This is a genomic window from Streptomyces sp. NRRL F-5135, assembly GCF_000719775.1.
GTDB lineage: Bacteria > Actinomycetota > Actinomycetes > Streptomycetales > Streptomycetaceae > Streptomyces > Streptomyces hebeiensis.
The window spans coordinates 18853-39347 of the sequence record NZ_JOHR01000032.1; the positions used below are offsets into that span (position 1 = coordinate 18853).

The 20495-nt window shown below is 68.9% G+C and carries 13 protein-coding genes and 1 pseudogene; 6 read left to right on the plus strand and 8 right to left on the minus strand.

Annotated features, from left to right (window positions below; genetic code table 11):
- Positions 1-23: 23 nt before the first annotated feature.
- The 5 genes and pseudogenes from IG02_RS0134760 to IG02_RS0134785 all read left to right on the plus strand — a co-directional run bounded on the left by IG02_RS0134760 (position 24) and on the right by IG02_RS0134785 (position 7506).
- Positions 24-2552, plus strand: coding sequence for an excinuclease ABC subunit A (locus IG02_RS0134760; protein ID WP_030757432.1), 2529 nt, complete (start codon positions 24-26; stop codon positions 2550-2552).
- A gap of 406 nt (positions 2553-2958) precedes the next feature.
- Positions 2959-3177: pseudogene (locus IG02_RS0134770) on the plus strand (hypothetical protein); the annotation flags it as partial.
- A 121-nt stretch (positions 3178-3298) separates the two neighbouring features.
- Positions 3299-4456: a tyrosine-type recombinase/integrase gene (locus tag IG02_RS0134775; protein ID WP_324604769.1), complete on the plus strand. Its 1158-nt coding sequence runs from the start codon at positions 3299-3301 to the stop codon at positions 4454-4456.
- Positions 4457-4864: 408 nt separating this feature from the next.
- Positions 4865-6949 (plus strand): site-specific integrase, encoded by a 2085-nt coding sequence (locus IG02_RS37310; RefSeq protein WP_234315020.1) that lies wholly within the window; start codon positions 4865-4867, stop codon positions 6947-6949.
- Positions 6946-7506, plus strand: a complete 561-nt coding sequence (locus IG02_RS0134785) for a DUF6262 family protein (RefSeq protein ID WP_030757442.1) — start codon at positions 6946-6948, stop codon at positions 7504-7506. Before IG02_RS37310 ends, IG02_RS0134785 begins: the two co-directional genes overlap by 4 nt.
- 96 nt (positions 7507-7602) lie before the next feature.
- Here IG02_RS0134785 and IG02_RS0134790 read toward each other — a convergent pair whose 3' ends face one another.
- From IG02_RS0134790 to IG02_RS0134830, 8 genes are all read right to left on the minus strand, one after another.
- Positions 7603-9351, minus strand: coding sequence for a helicase associated domain-containing protein (locus IG02_RS0134790; protein ID WP_234315022.1), 1749 nt, complete (start codon positions 9349-9351; stop codon positions 7603-7605).
- 450 nt (positions 9352-9801) lie between these two features.
- Complete coding sequence (locus IG02_RS0134800; protein ID WP_030757448.1) at positions 9802-10197, minus strand: type II toxin-antitoxin system HicB family antitoxin; 396 nt, start codon at positions 10195-10197, stop codon at positions 9802-9804.
- An 84-nt stretch (positions 10198-10281) separates the two neighbouring features.
- The gene (locus IG02_RS0134805) at positions 10282-10473 is read right to left on the minus strand and encodes a hypothetical protein (protein ID WP_030757452.1); all 192 of its coding nucleotides are present in this window, start codon (positions 10471-10473) and stop codon (positions 10282-10284) included.
- A gap of 32 nt (positions 10474-10505) precedes the next feature.
- Positions 10506-11999: a helicase associated domain-containing protein gene (locus IG02_RS0134810; protein ID WP_030757454.1), complete on the minus strand. Its 1494-nt coding sequence runs from the start codon at positions 11997-11999 to the stop codon at positions 10506-10508.
- The gene (locus IG02_RS0134815) at positions 11963-13960 is read right to left on the minus strand and encodes a helicase associated domain-containing protein (RefSeq protein WP_158712449.1); all 1998 of its coding nucleotides are present in this window, start codon (positions 13958-13960) and stop codon (positions 11963-11965) included. Before IG02_RS0134815 ends, IG02_RS0134810 begins: the two co-directional genes overlap by 37 nt.
- A 15-nt stretch (positions 13961-13975) precedes the next feature.
- Positions 13976-14986: a TniB family NTP-binding protein gene (locus IG02_RS0134820; protein WP_037805127.1), complete on the minus strand. Its 1011-nt coding sequence runs from the start codon at positions 14984-14986 to the stop codon at positions 13976-13978.
- 41 nt (positions 14987-15027) lie between these two features.
- Positions 15028-17130, minus strand: a complete 2103-nt coding sequence (locus tag IG02_RS0134825) for a transposase (protein WP_234315021.1) — start codon at positions 17128-17130, stop codon at positions 15028-15030.
- Between the two features lie 62 nt (positions 17131-17192).
- Positions 17193-17909, minus strand: coding sequence for a TnsA-like heteromeric transposase endonuclease subunit (locus IG02_RS0134830; RefSeq protein ID WP_078855059.1), 717 nt, complete (start codon positions 17907-17909; stop codon positions 17193-17195).
- Positions 17910-18172: 263 nt separating this feature from the next.
- Between IG02_RS0134830 and IG02_RS38095 the strand changes: the two genes are divergently transcribed.
- Positions 18173-20371, plus strand: coding sequence for a dsDNA nuclease domain-containing protein (locus IG02_RS38095; RefSeq protein ID WP_078855060.1), 2199 nt, complete (start codon positions 18173-18175; stop codon positions 20369-20371).
- The last annotated feature ends 124 nt before the right edge of the window (positions 20372-20495 follow it).

Below are 20495 nucleotides of genomic sequence, written 5' to 3' on the forward strand. Positions count from 1 at the left end.
CCTCGCTCGTACCGGACCCGTGCATGCCGGCCCCACACGCTGCCGGGGCCGGCAAGACGCGCGACACCATCGACGTCGTGGGCGCCCGCACCAACAACCTGCGCGACGTGTCCGTCAGCATCCCCAAAGGCCGCCTCGTCGCCTTCACCGGCGTCAGCGGCAGCGGCAAAACCTCACTCGCCATCGACACCCTGCACAGCGAGGCCCAACTGCGGTACCTGGAGGGCCTTTCGCCGTTCGTACGCCAGTACATCACCCAGCGCAACCGCCCCAAGGTCGACCGCATCCTCGGCCTCGGCGCCACGCTCGCGGTCGACCAGCGCCGCCTGAACCGCAACCCCCGCTCCACGGTCGCCACCATCACAGGGATCGACGGACACCTCGGACTGCTCTACTCGCGCCTCCCGCGGATCGGCCCGGACACGGACACGGACCCGGCCGCGGACGCCGGCGCCGGTCCCCTGACCACCGCGCACTTCGACCGCCACACCCCCGAAGGCAGCTGCCCGGACTGCCATGGCGCCGGCGGACACTGGCAGGCCCAGGAAGACCTCGTCATCACCCGCCCGGACCTCCCCCTCTTCGAAGGTGCCTCCCCCTGGTACGCCAAATGGCGGTCCGGAGAGCACATGTTCGTCCCCGCGCTCGCCGCCAAACGCGGCGTGGACCTCGACCGCCCCTGGCAGTCGCTGCCCGCGGCGTTCCGGCACGAGGTCCTGTACGGCACCGGCGAGGAGGCAGTCGAGGCCACCGTTGACATCCCGAACAAGAACGAGACGGCTCGTATGACCTACACCTCCAGCCAACCGCTGCGCGGCGCGCTCGCCGAGGTGGAACGGGTGTTCGTCAACGCCCGGACGGCCGACGCCAAGCAGCGCTATCTGCCGTATATGCGCAAGCAGCCCTGCGGCACCTGCCACGGCAGCGGATTCGATCGGGTCGCCCGGTCCGTACGTCTCGGTGGCCTGACCTACCCCGATCTGCTGGACGTGGACGTACGCGAGGTCCGCCGCTGGGCCGGGCACGTCGCCGACGCCCTCGAGCCCCGGCAGCGCACCGTCGGCGATCCCCTGCTGCAGGACCTCGGACGCCGGCTCCGCCTCCTGGACCGGCTCGGCCTGGCCCACCTGCAGCTGTCCCGCAGCGCCGCCACACTGTCCGGCGGCGAGTTGCAGCGCACCCGGCTCGTCGCTCAGCTCGGCACCGAGCTGAGCGACGTCATCTTCGTCCTGGACGAACCCGGCGCCGGGCTGCACCCGGCGGACAAGAAGCACCTCCTCGACATCGCCCTGGAGTTGCGCGAAGCCGGCAACACCGTCCTCCTCGTCGAACACGACCCCGAACTGATCGCCCGCGCCGACTGGATCGTCGATATGGGACCCGGCGCGGGCCGCCTCGGCGGCGAGGTCCTGGTCTCCGGACCGCCCGCCCTGGCCGCCGACCTCGCCTCGGCCACTGGCCGCTACCTGGCCGGCAACGGGCCGCGGCTGCGCCGTACCCCCCGCCCGGTCCGCGATGACGCCGACTGGGTGGAACTGCACGGCCTGCGCGCCCACAACACGGCCGCGGAGCTGCTGCGCCTCCCTGCCGGGCGGCTCACCTGCCTGACCGGCGTCAGCGGCAGCGGCAAGAGCAGCGTCCTGGGCGCACTCGCCGCGGGCGCGGCGGCCGCCCTCAAAGGCACGGCCGCCGACACCGTGCGCGAGGTGACCGGACTCGACGGATTCGGCTGGGTCGCCGTGGTCGACCAGGAACCCCTCGGGCGCACGCCGCGGTCCAACCCGGCCACGTACAGCAAGGCGTTCGACATCGTCCGCAAACTGTTCGCCGCCACCGACGCGGCACACGCGCGCGGCGTCGACGCCTCCTGGTTCAGCTTCAACACCGCTGGCGGCGGCCGCTGCGAGACCTGCACCGGCTACGGCCGCAGGCTCGTCGACATGCACTTCCTCCCCGACATGTGGGTGGTGTGCGACACGTGCGACGGCCGGCGCTACGGGCCCGAGGCCCTGGAGGTCACCTACCGGGGGCTGTCCGTCGACCAGGTGCTGGACCTGACCGTCGCCGAGGCCGGGGAGGTCTTCACCGAACCCCGGCAGCTCGCGGAGACCCTCACTGCGCTCGACCGGGTCGGCCTCGGCTACCTCCGACTCGGCCAGAGCGCCACCGAGCTGTCCGGCGGCGAGGCCCAGCGCCTCAAACTCGCGTCCGCGATCCAGCGCGGCGCGGCGAGCCGCAAGGCCGGCCTCGTCATCCTCGACGAACCCGTCTCCGGCCTGCACCCGTCCGACGTCCAGCGGGTCGTCGACGCGCTCGACATGCTGCTCGACTCCGGCAACACCGTCGTCGTGGCCGAACACGACATCCCCGTCGCCGCCTCCGCGGACTGGGTGATCGACCTCGGACCGGGAGCCGGCCCCAACGGAGGCGCAGTGGTCGCGCAGGGCACCCCCGACACCGTCGCCGGCGCCGACACTCCCACCGCCGGATACCTCCGCCGGTACGCGGCCGGCCTGCCACTCCTGGACGCCTCGAAGGACACACGGCGCTGACGTACGGCGTGCCGACGCGACCGGCAGAGTCGCATGCGTGGTCCGCAGCGGCTGTCCGTTCGCCACGAGCCACGCAGGGCTTGCCCCGGGACCGGGGCAAGCCCGAGCCGCCGCGCCCGGCGAGAATGGTGCCGAGCCCGTACCTCGGAGGTCCGGCCACGCAGGCCGCAGGGATGGCGAGGGTCAGGAGGCGCAGTAGCCGTGGTGGACACCCCGCCCGAGGCGCCGCCCATCACAGTCGTCGGGTGCTCAGACCGTCACTGCCCGCCTTTACGAGCGTCGCGTCCGGCTGGGTGCCGGCGAAGACCGGCGGCCGCGGCCGGAGCACCGCACCTGTGTGAGGACTGCCAGAGCCGGGCCGACGCGGCCCAGCAGCAGGCCGAAGCCGACGAACGCGAGCGCCAGGATCGACATCACCGGCGAACGGGGAGTCGAGGCCGTCTGCTTCGCGGACACCCGCGGCTCCCAGGTGGAGATCGTGCAGTACATCGGCCGGGCACTCCGGCTCAACAAGGACGGCAGCACGAAGGTCGCGCAGATCATCGTGCCGGTGTTCCTGGAGCCGAACGAGGACCCGACCGACATGGTCGCCTCCGCCAGCCTCAAGCCGCTCGTGGCCGTGCTCCTGGAGATTATCTCGGGGGAGGGCCAGGGATGAGGGATGTTTGTTTGGGTTGTCGCCTGCGGGGATGGCCTGTGAGCGGAGTGCCCTACGCGGCGCTGGGCGTGGTGGTTGCGTTTGTCACGTGGATGCCGACTTTATGACGGAGCGTGCTGTTTCTCCGGTGACTGGTCTGGTGCGGTGGGTGGTGGTCGACGCCGACTCGTTTGATCTGCAGCCGGAGGCGGTGGCTTTTCTGGCTTCGTTGCGGGCGCGGGGGTGTTCGCCGAATACCGAGCGCACGTATGCCGGGCGGGTCGCTCTGTACTTGAGTTACTGCCGGATGCGGCGGCTGGACTGGCGGACTCCCGGCTTCCCGGATCTGGCCGGGCTGCAGCGGTGGCTGGTCGAGACACCTGTCCCGCCCGGGGCTGGCCGGGTGCGTCCGAGTCCTGTCCGCTACCGGTCGCGAGGGACGGCGAACGCGGTGATGACGGTGCTGGGGGAGTTCCTGCGGTTCGGTGCCGCGCACGGCTGGGTGCCGGCCGGCACGACGGCGTTGCTGTCGCAGCCGAAGCTCCTGCGCTTCACTCCGCCCGGCTTTGACAGCGAGGAGTCGGGACAGCAGCACCAGGTCGAGGCCGCCGCGTTCCGCTTCAAGGTCACCGAGCCTGGCTATGAGGACCTCAGTGACGAGCAGATCCGCCGCATGATCGCCCTCGTCCCGAGTGCCCGGGACCGTTTCCTGATCGCGTTGCTGGCCTGTACCGGTCTGCGGATCGGTGAGGCGCTGGGCCTGCACCGCAGCGACATGCACCTGCCGGCTTCCTCCCGTGCTGTGGGCTGCGGGATTGAGGGTCCGCACGTGCACGTCCGCCGCCGCACCGACAACCCCAACCGTGCCCTGGCGAAGTCCCGGCATCACCGCTTTGTGCCGGTCACCGCTGACCTGGTCGCCCTCTACACCGACTACCAGTACGAACGCGACCACGTAGCTGAGGCGGCGGAGTCGGAGATGGTGTTTGTGAATCTGTTCCGTCCGCCGCTGGGCCGGGCGATGTCGTACCCGAACGCCAAGGAGCGGTTCGACCGGCTGGCCCGCACCATGGGGCATGCGTGCCGGCCGCACATGCTGCGCCACTCGGCGGCAACCCGCTGGCTGCGCGACGGCGTTGACCGCGACGTGGTCCAGCGGCTCCTGGGCCACGTCTCCCCGTTGTCGATGGAGCGCTACCGGCACGTCGACGATGCCGAAGCACGGGCAGCGGTCAAGCGCGTCGGTTCTCTGACGGAGCGCCCATGAGCATCTCGTCCGCACTCTCGCGGCTGCCCGCACCGCGCACTGAGAACGCGGGGGGATCTCAACAACGGGGGATGGGCTGCGTGGCTGCAAGGCCATCTCGATCCCGCCTGGCGGCCGAGTGAGTGGCGGTCGGACTGCTGGCTGTTCACCGGGAGCGTGCAGGAGCCGCGCAGCTCGGTGTCGCTGTGCCGTACGGCTGCGTGCGACACAGTGGTGTCGCCGGCCAACATCTTCTGCCCTTTCTGCAAGGAGGGGCAGAAGAGGTCGCCGCTGCCCGTGGCAGAGTTCGCGCGGACCTTCGTGCCGGTGCGCAACCGGGTTGCCTTCGGCAGTGTTCCGGAGCAGTGCCGCTTCACGAAAGGCGGGCAGCGCTGTGTCCGGCCCCGCCACTGCAGGGGGCTGTGCGTCATGCACTACACCCAGTGGAAGACCCACACCACCCGCAAGCTCGCCGGCCAGTGGGAGGACACCGCCGTCCCCTACGCCGACACCCCCGCCTGCCCGGTTCCGGCCTGTCCGCTGCCGAGCCTGCAGATCCGTGGCCTGTGCCGGCACCACGCGCAGCGCCTCCGTCAGCACCGCCGCACCCACCCGGACGCCACCGTGGCGCCGTGGGCGGCGCAGCAGCCCCCGTATCTGGCCCCGCACCAGTTCAGCCTTCTTCCCCTGCCCGAGCCGCTGCGCTACGAGGTTCTTTACGGCCTGCAGCAGGCGGACCCCTGGCTACGTACCCTCAACCCTCCGCACGTTCGCCGTATGGTGCGCGATCTGAACGGCGTCACCACGCTCATCAGTGACATCACGGACCAGCAGATGTGCCCGCGTTCCACCAGCGATGTGCTGCGGATGCTCGGCCGTGTCCGTACCGCGGTGCGGGCCGCTCACGCAGAGCACATCGGAACAGCGCCGGCGAAGGACGACGTCCTGGATTTGCGTGCGCTGGGCCAGCGGTCCCGCACCCCGGCGGGCATCAGGACCCCCAAGACCGTCGATCTGCGCACGATCAAGCAGCGGTGGCTGCGCGATCTGCTGCGGACCTGGACGATCCAGCAGCGCCCCGGCGCGGACGAGTTCGGCCGCACTTGGCGTGGTGTCGAGCTCGCATCCTGGGCCCTCGCGCTCCGCCCCGGAACCGACGACCCCGCACGGCTGCGCTATGACTACGTCACCGCCATGGTCGAGGCGCTCCGCACCGCGCTCAAGCTGGACGGCGAGCGAGCCGGCTGGAACTACCGGATGTCCATCGCGAGCCACTTCTTCGCCCTGATCGACTACGGCCGCCGTTCCGGAGCGGCGAACAACCTTTCCGCTGCCTTCGTCCGCGACCCCGCCGCCCACCGGATCCCCCAGGAAGAAGCAGGCGAGGACGAGATCGGCAAGGCGATCCCCGAACCGGTGATCCGCCAGCTCGACGCCCACCTCGACCTCCTCGGACAGGGACGCGCCCGCGGGCAGCGCACCCTCGCCCCCGCGGACCTGCAGCTGATGTACCGCACGCTGTACATCCTGCTCAGAGACACCGGACGGCGGCCCCTGGAAGTCCTCTCCCTGCCCCGTGACTGCCTGGAGAGCCGCAACGACCAGACATCCCTGGTCTGGAACAACCACAAGGCCCGCCGCCACCGCCTGCCCATCACCGCACCCACCGCTCAGGCCATCCGCGCCTGGCGAACCCGCCGAGACCAGCTCCAGCCCAGTCTCCCGCCCGCCGGCGCCGACTACCTCTTCCCCGCCCTGACTCACCTCGCCACCCGCCCCTACCTGCACCAGCTACCTCAGCGAGACCCTGCGCCACTGGACCGACTCCATCCCCCACCTGTACGACGAGGGCACGGAATCACAGGGCCACCCGCTGCCTTTCGACCGCTCACTGATCTACGCCTACGCCTTCCGCCACTCCTACGCCCAGCGCCACGCCGACGCCGGCACCCCCTCGACGTCCTGCGCGAGCTGATGGACCACAAGTCGGTCAGCACCACCCAGCGCTACTACACCGTCTCCCTCAAGCGAAAACGCGACGCCGTCACCAAACTCCCGGCCCACGTCGTCGACAACCACGGCCGCCCCAGCCCCTGCTCCGAGGCCGCCTACGAACTCCGCTCCGTGGCCGTCCCCTACAGCGGCTGCACCGAACCCAGCAACGTCAAAGCCGGAGGCAGCTCCTGCCCGATCCGTTTCCAGTGCCCCGGCTGCGGCTTCTACCGCCCCGACCCCTCCTACCTCCCGGCAATCGAGCAGCACCTCAACGAACTACGCACCGACCGCGAAACAGCCCAAGCCATGGACGCCGCCGAATTCGTCATCACCAACCTCACGGCCCAGATCACCGCATTCGAGCAAGTCACCGACCGCATGCGACGCCACCTCGCCTCTCTCCCCGCCGCAGAACGCCAGGAGATCGAGGAAGCCAGCACCGTCCTGCGCAGAGCCCGTGCCGGCAACGCACACTCCCTCCTGCCACTCACCGTCATCTCCAGCACAGGCCCCGCATGAACCCACACGGCAACCCGCACACCCTCGCCGAGGCCCGCCGCCGCGACAGCCTCGACAAACGCCAGCGTGTCCTCACCGCGCTCACCGCCCTGCAACAACAGGGCAAGAAGATCACTCACGCCGCGGTCGCCCGAACAGCCGGCGTCTCCACCTGGCTCACCTATGCCGAAGGCATCCGCGAGCACATCGAAGCCGCTCAGCAACGCCATCAGCCCACCAGTCCCCGGCCCGCGGACACCCGGAACGCCACAGCCACGCTGCGCACCGAGCTCGAGCTGGCCAGGCAGGAGATCCGGACCCTACGGGGAGACGGAGACCGGATGCGGCAGGCCATCCAGCGCCAGCTCGGACAGCGACTCGACGCCCTCAGCACCGCGGACCTGACCGAACGCGTCGACGAGCTCACCCGAAACAACCAACAACTCCAAGACACGCTTCGGCAGGTCACCGAAGACAACCACGCGCTCCGCAGCCGGATGACGAGCCTTGAGGCCGACCTGGGCGCAGCACGCACCAGCCTCCGACGAATGATCCGAGCAGAGAACAAGAGCCGTTGAACGGTGGCGATTCCCCGACCCGCCCCCGGTGCGGGCCGGGTTGAACCCACGCTGCGGGCGCTGGCGTGTCCGGTCAGCACACCGGCCGGGATGACGTCATGCCCATCGGATGCCGAGTTCGGCAAGCGCGTCCAGCTGCTCCTGGGTGAGCTTGTCGCGCCTCGACTTCGTGTTGGAGACCCACACGCCCAGCTTTACGACCACCAGTTCCGCCTCGCCGTTGACCGTGATTTGTTCGCTGTGGCCGCGCGGTACAGGCCGGTGGGCTCCTTCCCGCTCGACCCATTGCGCGAGGGCCACGAGTCCGCGCTGGAACGCCTGCTGTGCCTTGCTCGGGCCCTTCGTCGCATGCTTGGTCGCTGGGGCGCCAGACGGCGCCTGAAGCGGCTGCACGCCCAGCTGGGTCAGCCGCTCCTGCTGCTCGGTGGACAGCAGCTTCCAGGTGCCGGGCTGCTTCTGCCGCTGAAGCCACCGTCCGATGTCGTCGCCGTCGAAGGTCACGCCGGGTGCGATGTCGGGCAGGTGGCCGTCGGCGTCGACCAGGTCGGCGAGGACGCGGTAGTGGCGTTGCCAGTCGAGTGGCCAGGGGCAGTTCCAGTCCTCGTCGATCGCGGCCAGTTGCTTGGCGCGCACGGCGGCCCGTTCCGGTTCTTTGCCGAGGCCGTCTTTGCGGCGGAGGTTGGCCATGTGCTGCCCGATGGGCACGGGCTGAACGCCAGCGGGGTCGTCCCAGACGGCGTCCTGGCGGGGTGCGAGGTGTCCGGTGGCCCTTCGGTAGGTCCGGAGCGCGGCGAGCTTGGCTTCCCACGCCTCTTCGCCGGGTTCCCACACCATCCCGGCTTCCGGAGCGTCCAGCAGTTCCTTGCGTCGCTCCTCGAGCTCCCCGGCCCGCAGTGCCTTCCGCTGCTGGTGCACCCAGCGCCCGAGGGGGAAGTCCTTCGTGACGCCGGCCTCGGTCTCCGTGTCGTAGGGGACGGCGTAGAGGCCGGTGATCTCGTTCTCCTTCCGCCAGCGCAGGAGGGCCTGGTAGCCCTCCAGCCAGACCAGTGACTCGGGCCGGTACACCCGGGTGCGCAGGAACGCTGCGATGGTGGCGGCGTCGCGCGGGCTGGAGAAGTGCAGCAGCGCCGACTCGGCAGCGGCCTCGGTGCCGTCCTTTTTCTGGTCCTGCCCGTCACCGTCGGCGCCGATGATCCGCCCTTCCTCATCACGCCGGACGTGCACCTTGCGCTTGCCGCTGGTGAGGGCGCGGGAGGCGAGTTGCTCAACGAGTCGTTCATCGTGCGAGCGGAGGCCTTGGAGCACAGCGACCAGTCCCGCATACGAGGAGGAGGCGACCATGTCGGTCGGATCCTCGCCGGACTGGAGGAAGATGGGCACGAGGATGCGGGCGATCTTGGTGGTGCCGTCGCGGTTGAGCCGGAGGGCTCGGCCGATGTTCTGCACGATTTCTACCTGGGAGCCGCGGGTGTCGGCGAAGCAGATGGCTTCCACGCCTCGTTCGCCGGTGATGTCGACGCCTTCCCCGAGCACGCGACAGCTGGCGAGGAACGCCCGGTGGACGCGCCGGCCCATGGCGTCGATCCCGTTGGCGAATTGCCGGAGCACCTCGCGGCGTTCGGTGACGAGGTGGTCGCCACACAGCCACGCGGACCAGACGCGGTCCGGGGGAAGGTGGCGGCCGGCCTCCAGCTCGTAGAAGGCCGCGTCGATGGACGACTTCGGCAGCCGGCCCGCCTTGGCAAGGTCGTCGTCGGAGGCGTCGTTGACGTACAGCGCCGCGGCCGTCTGGGGCAGCTTGTCCGCGAACGCGGCGGCCTCCTCCACCTTCTGGTGGAACGTCATCACGGTGCGCAGGTTGTGCGCGGCGGCGTGCTCCAGGAGCGCGGTCTGCAGCAGGGCCAGGCGCCGGCCTCGCTGCGCTTCCTCCGATTCCCCGAGGGCGGGGGAGGGGTCGCGGTGTCGCCGTCCGTTCTTTCTGATCGGTTCACGAGCTGTGGAGCTGGGCTGATCGGTTGGCTGGTTGGTGTCTCATTTGCTGTGTCTGCCGAGTATTTGGGGTGCCGTTCTGGGGAGTGATGCCTGAGGTGGGCTCTGAGCTGGGGCTCTTTGCGGGGGAGCGGCTGATGGTGTGCTTGATCAGCTAGTTGGGTGAGTGCTCATGATCGCTCGGTGGCTTTTGCGGTGGTCGGAGCGGCGGTGGTCGTCGGACGTTTTGCTCACTAGTGGGGTGACTGCGGCGCCCCCGCAGGTGCACAAACCTGCGGGGGCGCCGTGACCTTGAGTGGAGCAGCGTCAGCCCTTCTTGGGTGCGAGTTTGGCGATGTATTGGTGTGAGACACCGAGCATGGCTCCTGCGTCTCTGACCGTGGCCTTCGCGGTCAGAGTTCGTGCGGCGGCCATGAGAGCCTCAGTGGCCGCTTTGGCGGCTTCTTCGGCTTTTTCCCTAGCCTCCTCGGCCGTGATGATCGCTTCGGCCATTTCGGGATCGGCCGGTCGCATCACGACTTTGAATGACTCTTCGGGGATCTCTAGCAGCATCGCCACCACGTCGGCGGCCATCCTGCTCGCCTCGCTCCAAGTGCGCCCCTGAGTGACCCCGACGAAGCCTTGCGGTAGGTCGGGGATCGTCACAGCCCAGTGGGAGCCATCGTGCTTCGCAATCGCGTTGTATGTCGTTGTGTCGCCCATTTCTCCTTCCCTTCTTGTACGCCTCGCCGAAGTGGTGGGATCCTGATCGGTGGGGGGGCCGACTTGGACTCGGCCCCCCGTCGATCACGCTCCCTCCGCCGCCTTGATCAGAGTCTCGGCGGTCCCTTCGGCGATCTCTCGGTGTCGCGGGACGGGAAGAGACACACCCTGCAGGGTGTAGATCTCATGACGTGCTCCCTGTCTCGCGAGTACGAGATCCGCCCCCTTGCCGGCGGCGATTCGCCGCAGTTCCCGGAGCAGTACTCGTTTCTGCACCCGGCTAGGCTACTCGATGCGACAGGATCTGTCTACTTCATGCGACAAACTGTGATCTTGCAGGTGCCGACTTTCCTGGGCATCACGAGCGGCTGATTGTTCGCTGGGACGGGCTTGTACCGGCACAGGGGTGTGGGGCCGTGGATGCCGATGATGGTCATGAGGTGTTGTTGGTGGGGGTGGAGCTGGTTCCAGGCGTGCTGCTGGGTGCGGATCCACTTGGTCGTGGTGCCTGGGAATGGGCGGCCGGCGGTGTGGTGGATGTGGGCTTGGTGGTAGCTGTGGTTCCAGGAGGCCCGCCAGGGTGGGTTCCACCACGGGTCGAGTGCGGTGAGCTGTGTGTCGTGGGGCCAGGGCCGACCGGTGCGGCGTAGGTGGGCGACGGCGCGTTTGCGCTGCTCGTATAGCCACCAACCCAGGGGGAATCCGTTGTGTTCGGTGGTGTAGTGGGCGGTGCCGAGTCCGCCGTGAGTGTGTGCGTAGGAGCGGGCGTAGGGCAGGCCGCCGTCGATGGATGAGGAGACGGTTGTGGGGCGCGCCCGGCTGGCGCCGGTTCTGCGGTGCGTGCGTGTTTCCTGTTGGGGGCGGGCGGCGTGTGCGTCCTGGGGCGTTATGCCGAGTCCGGTCAGGAGTTCCTGCTGGCCAGGGTGGAGGTCGCCATAGTTGGTGCACTGGGTGAGCAGCCATCTGGTGGCGGCTGGAGGGAGTCCGGGGAAGCCTGCGGCCGCGTTCAGAGCGTGGCCGTGGATCTCGTTTCTGACGGCATGGTAGGTGATTTGCCATGGTAGGCCCCAGGGTGGGTTCCACCATGAGTCAAGGACGTCGAGGGCCTCGGCGCGGTGGTGGGGCAGTCGGCCGTTGGCAGCCCGTTTGCGTTGGTGGGCGAGCCATGTCCCCAGCCGGTAGCCGTGGTGGTTCGCGCTTCTGGGCGCGGCGAGGTGTCCGTGTTGGGCGGCGTAGGTGCGGGCGTGGCCCAGGCCGGTGTCGAATGAGGATTGCTGGGTGACGCGGCGGGGCCGTGCGGTGGGGGCATTGGTGGCGGTGATGCCGAGTTGAGTGAGCCTGTGTTGCTGCCCCGGGTGGAGGTTCTGGTAGGCGACGCACTGGGTGTAGAGCCACTGCCCAGTCCAGTCGGGGGTGCCGGGGAAGCCTTGGTCGGGGAGGAGTCTGATCCCGTTCTCGACGAGTTTGCGGGCGGCGCGGTGGTTGATCTGCCAGTCCCCGTTCCACGGTGGGTTCCACCATGGGTCGACGGCTGCCAGCAGTGGGCCGGCCGGGTAGGGCGCGGCGGACCTGGCGGTGTGAAGGTCGGCCTGGTGCTTTTGGCGGGCCAGCCACTTTCCGATGGGGAATCCCTCGTGCCGGTCGGAGGGTGATGCGTTGAGGTCGCCGTGCAGTGCCGCGTAGGAGCGGGCGTAGTGGAGACCGGTCTCCAGGGACGGCCTGTGGGTGGCGGGGTTGGGGCGGGCGGTTTGGACAGTCTGCTCAGTCAGTCCGACGGCCGCGAGCTGTCGGCGCTGTTCCACTGCCAAGCCGGGGTAGGACACACATTGGGTGTATAGCCATTGACCGAGTTCGTCGTCGAAGGCTGCAAAGGCGCTTTCGGGGGCGAGGGGTGGCCGGAGCGGACGAGTTCGGTCACCGTGTAGCAGGCTCGCTGCCAGTCGGAGGGCCAGGGTGGTGCCCACCACGGATCCATTGCGTCCAGCTGCTGTGTGAGGGCGGGATCGAGAATGCCGCGTCGGGCGCGTACGCGGTGGTTGGTCAGCCATTGGCCGATGGGGAAGCCGGCGTGCGTATCGGCAGCGCTCGCACAAAGGTGCCCGTGCTGCTTCCAGTAGGCGCGTGCGTTGGTCAGGCCCTGGTCACGGGCCTCGGCGAGGTTGCGACGCCGCGGCAGTGCGTGGCGGGCGGCTTCGGCACTGATGCCGATCTGTGCCAGTAGTCTGCGCTGCTGGGGGTGGAGGCTGCTGTAGACCTGGCACTGCCGGTACAGCCAGGTGCCGAGATTCTCGCTGGTGCCCGGGAAGCCCTGCTCGGGTCTGATGTCAGTGCCTGAGTCCAGCAGCCGTCGTGCGCGCAGGTAGATGCGCTGCCACAGCGTGCTCCACGCAGGATTCCACCACGGGTCAAGAGCGGCCAGGGCCTGGCTGCGCTCGGGGGAGAGCTGGGGGCCTGCGGCGCGCTGGTTGGACAGCCACAGGCCGAGTTGGAACCCGTCCTCTTCGTACCGGTAAGGAATGCAGAGGTGGCCGTGTTCGGTGGCGTAGATGCGGGCGCGGCGCAGACCCCGCGCGAACCCCTTGGCGGTCTCGACCACGTCTGGGGCCGACGCCCCTGCCGACTCCGTTTTTCCGGGCGTTTCGTCGACGGGCCGGGTTTCGGCCAGGAGCCGGGTGATCGGTGCGGGCCGGTGGGGCGGGGAGACGTGCCACATGCTGCGTGTCTTCGGCTTGTGCCCGGCGCGGGTGCGTACGCAGGCGCGTACCCAGGCGTTCAGCGGGCCTGTCGTGAGGGCGCTGAGGCGACCGGCCATCCATGGCCGCTCAAGGCGCCGAGCCAGTTCGTCCACGAGGCTGGGGACATCGGCGAGCGCGTGCGGCTGATGCCGCCCCGCGTCATCGAGTAGCCGCTGCTGCAGGATCGGGTCGGCGAGGGCCGCGGCCAGCGTGACGGCTTCGGGATAGGTCACCGCATCCCGCGCCGCTGCACGCCAAGCGAGGTCGTTGCCGGGTGCCATCAGCCGCAGCCGGTCGGGCCAGAGGATCTCTTCCGGCCAGGGCTCGTCCCACCACGAAGCCATGATTGCCTGCGCCACGGTGAACGCTTCACCGGCGTGTGCAGAGCGCCGCAGCAGTCGTACATGACGGCGCTGGGCCGCCCCGTTCTGCGGCACATACCGCAGGTCCAACTGCCCGAGGACGGCCGCTGCCCCGTCGACGACGGGTGTTTCCAGCATCCAGCACTGGTGCTTGACGCATACCCGGCCGTGCGGCAGCAGGTAGCGGCGTGCTTCCTCCCGGCCTCGTGTGGCGGTCGCGGTGCAGGCCCGGCATCCGGGGCCGGTCGGCGGGATCGTGGCTGCGGTGCGGACCCAGGCGGCCGGCCCGCTGCCGAGCCTGCTCGAAGGGACGTCCCTGCCCCAGGCCGGCAGGGCACGGTGCAGGTGTTCCTCGGGTATGCGGCAGAAAGCGGCGACCACCGCCCGGGCCCCGGCGTTGAAGACCACTTCTCCGTCGGGCCGCACCGTGAACAGATTGGGCCGCCGCCCCACGTCCACGAGCGCGCCGATGAGTTCTTTGGCCGTGAGCTTGTACCGGGAGGCGACTCTCCTCATGAACGACAGCGTCGTCTCGCCGATCAGTGGAGCGACACGCACCGCGCCCGAAGGCGGTCTGTGCAGGGGCAGTTCGTTCTGCTCGCGCTGTGGTGGCTGCGAATGATCCCTGACGGCAGGTTCCATTAGAGGGCTGGTGGTCTTCTTCACCGCTGGTCCGCCTCGTCAGGATCCAGTGCCGTTGTTGCGGGGGCGCGGGAGGCGTTTTCGGGGCGGACGGGCTTGCTGCTCCGCGCGGATGTCGAGCTGGATGCCGGCCAGGAGCCGTTTGGTGATCTTTTCGCTGCCGTCGAGGAGGGCGGTGAGGGCGGCTTCACGGATGAGGTGGGAGAGGCTGCCCATGACGCCTCCGGTGCGCTGGTGGAGGTAGTCGGCGTGCCGGGCCAGAGTGCCCCCAGTGTGGCGGCGCAGGTGCAGGGCGTTTTCCATGTCGGTGACCAGGTCCAGCCAGACGGCGCGCTGTTCGGCGGTGCCGCGGGACAGGGCGGTGTTGCGGACCAGGGTGAAGCGGCCTGCCAACTGTGCGCCGCGCGGCCCGTTGAGCAGGGGGGATGCCTCGACGTCGACGCCTGCGTAGACGAACGTCGCCGGAATCCTCTCGCCTAGGTGCTTCATCTGGTCGGAGGTCTCCGAGCCGGCCCGGGTGCGGGTGTCGAGCAGGTGGACGTCGTCGACGAGGACCAGCGCGGTGCCCAGCTGGCACAAAAGGTGGCAGACGGCGTCGGTGATCTGCGCCTGGTTCATCCGGACCGCGATGGGGATACCGAGGAACCGGGCGAACTCCGATACCAGCATCTTGGGAGTGGAGGCGGGCGGCACCGCCAGAAACACCACAGGCAGCCGGTCGGTGCGGCCGGGGTGGCGGCGCTGCTCGGCGAGCTCGAAGGTGCGGCCCATCTCCAGCAGGGTGGTGGTCTTGCCGGTGGTGGGCGGCCCGGACACGATCAGCCCGCGGCGCGCGGTGCCCTGCTGGCGGCGGTTGAGGAGCATCAGCCGCCGCACCGACAGTGAGATGCGCTCCATAGCCGGGGTGGTCAGGACGACGAACCGGGAGTGGTAGTCCAGGCGTTCCTCAAGCGACCAGTCCGCGCCGGCGTCTGGCGGGGGCTGCAGTGGGGGAGTGCCGACGAACTGCTGCCAGCCCTCCCGCGTGGTCGGTGGCGCATAGGCCGCCATCTGCTGCTCCTCGTCCGGGACGGGACCGGCTTCGGGGACTGCTACCACTGGGTTGCCTCCTGGCGGGCGTCGTAGATCCGCGACGGGCGGGGGACTGCGGCCCGCCCGGATGGCTGCTCGTCTCCGGCGGGGCCGCCGCCGGCATCGTCTGATGTGCCGAGCGGGTCTTCGTCCTCGTCCCAGCCGTCCTCGAACTCTTCGTCGTCGGGCTCATCCAGGCTTGCTGGGGTGAAGGCGCCGACCAGGCCGTAGGAGAGGGTCGGGGCGGTGAGGGGGTCGGGCGGCTCCTGCTGGTTTGGGGCGGGCCCGGCGAGGGAGGCTGCGGCGCTGGCACGTGCCGCGACAGTCCGCTCGCGGCGGGTGCCTTCCCCGTTGCCGGCCCGCCGCAGGAGGCGGTCCAGGGCCTGGGCGAGCTGTTGCTCGTGCTCGTCGCGGTCGCCGCGGCGCTCGACGGTCGCGCGGATGTGCCGCCAGGTGAAGTCGGTGAAGGGCAGGCTTACCCGCTCCTTGTGGATCCAGGGCACCTCCTCCCAGCCGCCAGGCAGCCGCACCCAGATCTGCTGGGGGTCATAAGGGTTGTGGTGCACCTCCCACATCCCGTCCGGGGCCGTCGACTGGAACCCGCGGTGCGGGTTGAGGACCTCGTGGTCGTAGGTGCGGTAGTCGAAGCGGATGCCGTAATCGTTGATGCCCACCCGCTTGACCGGCATGAGCTCGACATAGTCGTCTTCGCTGAGCAGCACCGGCACATAGCCGGTCACGCCGACCAGCGCGGCCCACATCTCGTTCGGCGACACCGCGAGCTTCGGGGCCAGAGGATGACGCAGGGATGTGTGCCGACGGTGCTGCCAGTCTGCGACCAGCCACTCGTCCAGCAGATCCTGCACCTGCGGCAGCGTCCAGCACGCCTCGTCCTCGACGTGAGAGCCGCGCTGAGTGATGTCGGAGCCGGTGTAACCGGCCACGTACTGGGAGAACCGGTCGCCGATGGTGCGGAACATCCGCTCGACATTTCCCTTGGCCGGGCCGTTGGCCGGAGGCGCCGGCTGCACCGACACCCCCAGGCTGTCGCACGCCGCGGTGAACGAGGCGGAGATGAACACCCGGCCCTGGTCGACGACGACCGTCTCCGGCGTGATCACCGGCCGGGCTGCCGCACCCTCCAGCCGCGCGTCCAGAGACACCAGCCGCTCGTAGGGGATGACCGAGCGCGACATTGCCAGCGCCTTTTCCCACCCTCGGCGCATCCGCATGGGCGTCACCATCTGCGCCAGCAGAACCGCCGCGTCCACCGACCCGGTGCCCATCGGCCGCAGCACGGTCGCACAGATACTGCGCGTCGCCACATCCAGGGCGATCGTCAGCTCGGCCTTGCCCACCACCCCGTCGGCCAGGACCACCATCACGTCCAAAGGGGTGCTGTCCAGCATCACCAGCTCACCGGGCCGCAGCGCCACCGTCGGGGTGAACGGCGGAGCCGGCCGTGAGGAGTGACGGCGCCGCTGCGCCGCTGTCCCCAGCAGTCCCTGGCGGTCGGCGAGGGCGTGCACCAGCCGGTTGAACGTCGAGGCCGGCGGCACCTTCACCGCCCCCGCCCCGTGGGCGTCCTCCAGGATCCAGCCGACGGTGCGCCGGAGCTGGCTCAGCGTCCCGGTCGACCGCTCCCGCTGCGCCTGGAGTGCCTGCTCGATCGCGGCGACCACCCGCTCGTCCGCGCGCCCTACCGGCGAGCGCCGCCGGGCGGCCCGGCCGTCCACCAGCCCCCACAGGCCCTGCTCCCGATAGCGGGCCCGCATCCGCCGCACCGTCACCGCACTGGTCGGCTGCCCGGCCGCCGTCAGCTCGGCGGCCTTGGCCTCCTCCCGCTCCGCCATGGTGCGCAGGGCCGGATCGAACTCGGCCCGAGGCGGCTGGTCCTGACCCGGAACGGGGCACCCGGTCTCCACCTCACGCACATGCCGCTCCCAGGCGTACGCACGCGCGCGCACCTGTTCAGGCAGCTCCTCCAGGAGCCCGAACGGAGGCACGCCGCGCTGCGGGGCGCCTACCACTTCGAAGTCGGGTTCGGTGAACAGGAAGTTCGCCAGGACAGTGGCCACGGAGTTGTCCGCGTCGACCAGCCGTACGCATGACCCTTCCAGCATGACCACTGTCCAGGTCCGCTTCGCGAAACGCACCTGTGTTCCGGGCTCTAGCACTGTGCCGCTCACGCCTGCCCCCGTCTGGGGCGGTCCGCCGTCACGGTCACCCGCTCGTGCAAGGGCACCTCGAGGGGGGCCGACAACTTGCCGTGCCACAGCGCGTGGAAGACCACCGGGAAGACCTGCACCGGATCGCCGAGTTCACGCACGCCCTCGATCAGAGGCCGCGGTCGCCGAAAGACCTCGGCCGCGCTCCCGGCAAGTTCACCGCCCCTGTAGCGGGGGTGCCGGTACCCGGCCAGCCAGCGCAGATTGGCCGCCAGAACCGGATCCGGAGGGCGCAGAACCCTGTACTGCCACCCCGCTGCCGCGGCCGCGGCCTCCATCACCGCCGCCCGACAGGCCAGGCGCGGTGAGATGTCCCCGTGCCCGGCGCAGTCCGCCAGCAGACTTCTGCCTTCCGCGAGCCGGGCCATCAGATGCGGTGCGTGCCGGACCCAGGTTCCGTCACGCCTACGCCAGGTGAATTCCACCGGGCGGCATGCAATGGCCACGACCGAAGGATCCCGGTCCAGTTGCATCACCTGGTTCCGTATGACACCAGACTCGTAGTGCACCAGCCGCCCGGTCGTTGCCGACCACCACCAACCCGGCGCAAAACGACGGCCAGAACGCACGGGAAAGGGCCGCACCGGACCGCAGTCCTCCAACGCGACCTCCCGTGCGACGTCTCGCCAGCACATCAGCCGGTCACCGCCCGCAGGATCGACGAAGCGCGCCATCAGGTGATCGCCGGCTACCTCCGCGAACTCTCCGCTTGCCTCGCCGCCTTGTCGCCTCACGTCTGACAGCCAAATGCATGCCGGGCGGCCGGGTACGTGATCCGGCTGCTCCCACCCCGAACGGGTGAACGCAATCCGCTGCCGATGAGGGAGACCTCGGTGAGGGAAGGACATGCTGGCTTCACGAGTTCCGCCGAAGTGATCGACTCGCCAGTCGAGTACCGCTTACGCTGCGTGCTTGGGGAGAGTGGGCTGGGGGGTACATGGTTGATCCGATTGCGACTGCTGCCCTGAACGATTCGGGTTCGGTGACACTGCGAGGCTACGAGTACCAGACTCATGTGGCTGCACAGGCCGTCCTGGAGATGCTCGCTGATGAGGCAGTACGGCATGTGACATGCGAGCACATTGAGGACGTCATCATCGCCCGCAGTGAGGAACAGGCCGAGGGCGGTCTGTTGTGGGAGTTTCAACAGATCAAGATGCGGGAAGCGGCCACTCCCTGGGCATTCAGAGACGTGCTCGCAAAGAGGCCGTTGCAAAGCCTGTGGCGTACGTATGGAACGTTGAAAGACCAGGGGCTCTCCTACAGGCTAACGGCTGCCGTTGAGGGATTCCTCGATCCTGCCGACGCGCTCGTTACTGCTCTTGCGCACGGAGAAGGGGCCGACAACGAGCACTGTATGGAGCGGGTGACTGCCCACCTGAAAGCTGACGCCAAGGAGGTCTCTGCCTTCCTGGGCCTGATCCGTATCCAGGAACTTCCCAGGAGCGAAGACATCGAGGAACGTAGCGTCGCGTTCCTTCACGAACTGGGCTCGCCTTTGACCGGTACTGAAATTAACGGTCTCTACGCCGAGCTAGTGCACCGTGTCAGGAAGGCGATGCAAGGCCGCCTGGATTCTCGGTGGACTGAGCAGTCAGGAGTGCAGGACCTGCCTGCGGGGCTGCTGGGGAAGCGCATCGGGCCCAGCGCGGTTGCCGATATCCGTCAGCGCCTGCAACTACCTGATCACATGCTGTTGACCGGCTTCTCACAGCGCGGAGGAGTCGACACAGCGCAGATCAGTGAAGTGCGGAGTGGCGCAGCAGCCCCGTACGAGGCTCGCGGTCTGCGCAAGGACTATGACTGCGAGAAGTTCCCCTTCCACCGTCAAGAGGACGGCATGGCTGACGTCTTCTACGCGACGCACAAGCCGACCGGCACGCCCGTCGTCCTCAAGAAGCTACGCGGCCAGTACCCGCACCTCGACAAGAAAGCCCGGATGACCCGTGAGATCGAGGTCGGCCGTCTTCTGAGCGACCATCCGAATGCGATGCCGGTCTGGGACGCCAGCGCCGACGGCACGTGGTTCGTCATGCCCAAGGCGCAGGCTGTCGCAACGGAATGCCTCGATGACCTCAAGGATCCGGCCGTACTACGGGACCTGATTGAGAGCCTGTGTTCGGTGCTGATCGCTGCGCATGGGATGCAGGCACCGGGCTCCCCCCACGGGTGGATACATCGAGACATCAAGCCGTCTAACGTACTTCGGCTTGATGGGCGATGGGTTCTTGCCGACTGGGGCATTGTGCGTCGTCCGCCTGGCCAGACCACGCATGCGCAGCGCACTCGGCTTGGGGCGAGCATGGGATCTGAGGGCTTTGCCGCTCCGGAGTTGAGCTTCGATGCCCACAGTGCCGGTCCGCCGACTGACGTCTACAGCTTGGGGCAGTTGATCGGCTGGGCGATCACACGCAGGAACCCGCAGCAGAATATTCCACTCATACCGGACTCTGGGCCCTGGCGCGCGGTCGTCCGAGGAGCAACGCGTACGGACCCCGGGAGACGGCCGGCAACGGTGCAGGCGTTCCTTGACCTCATCGCCCAGGAGATCGACACACCCCCCACGCCGCCCGTAGTACATGCCGAAACGCTCCGTGATGCCTTGAACGATGGAGCAGCGAATGCCTCAGAGGAGTTGGTGGCCCTGGCGGCTACTCACCCCGACGACGCTGCTCTGTACTGCGACGTACTTCTCAATGTTGATCCTGTGGCGCTCATGCCGGCGTTGCTGGCTGACCCTCCCCGAGCCCTTGAGATTGTCCGGGCGATGCCCGACCTTCTGGGCACACACCGCTCAATAGAGCGTGGTGAAGTCGACGCCGTCATCCTGTGGCTGTTCACCGTCGCACGCCACGCCGCTAATGCTGCGCAGTTGGATCTCCTGGAAGTTTGCTGCAACGGCGCCTTCACCTGGGACGCCTTGTGGGACCAGTGGAGGCCGCAGGATGAGATCAGGCCCTGGCTGCGCACCCTGACAGGGGATGCCGCCGGCTCAGTCGCAGGAGCGCTGCGCGACCACCCCGATTGCGCACGCCACTTCTTCTCACTGGCCAACGAAATGCGAGTCGATCACCGGATCCGCTCGGCAGTCTCACCACCTCCGCCGGGCGCGACCGGCACCGCCGGGTCAACGTAGGGGGCGGCGCGACTATGCCCGGTACCTCGTCTTCAGCGCGCCCCGGTGTGGCTGGGCCGGGTCGAGTGACGCTGGGAACCATGGGCAGGCGTAGTCGACTTCGATGGTGCTGAGGGCTTCGTCC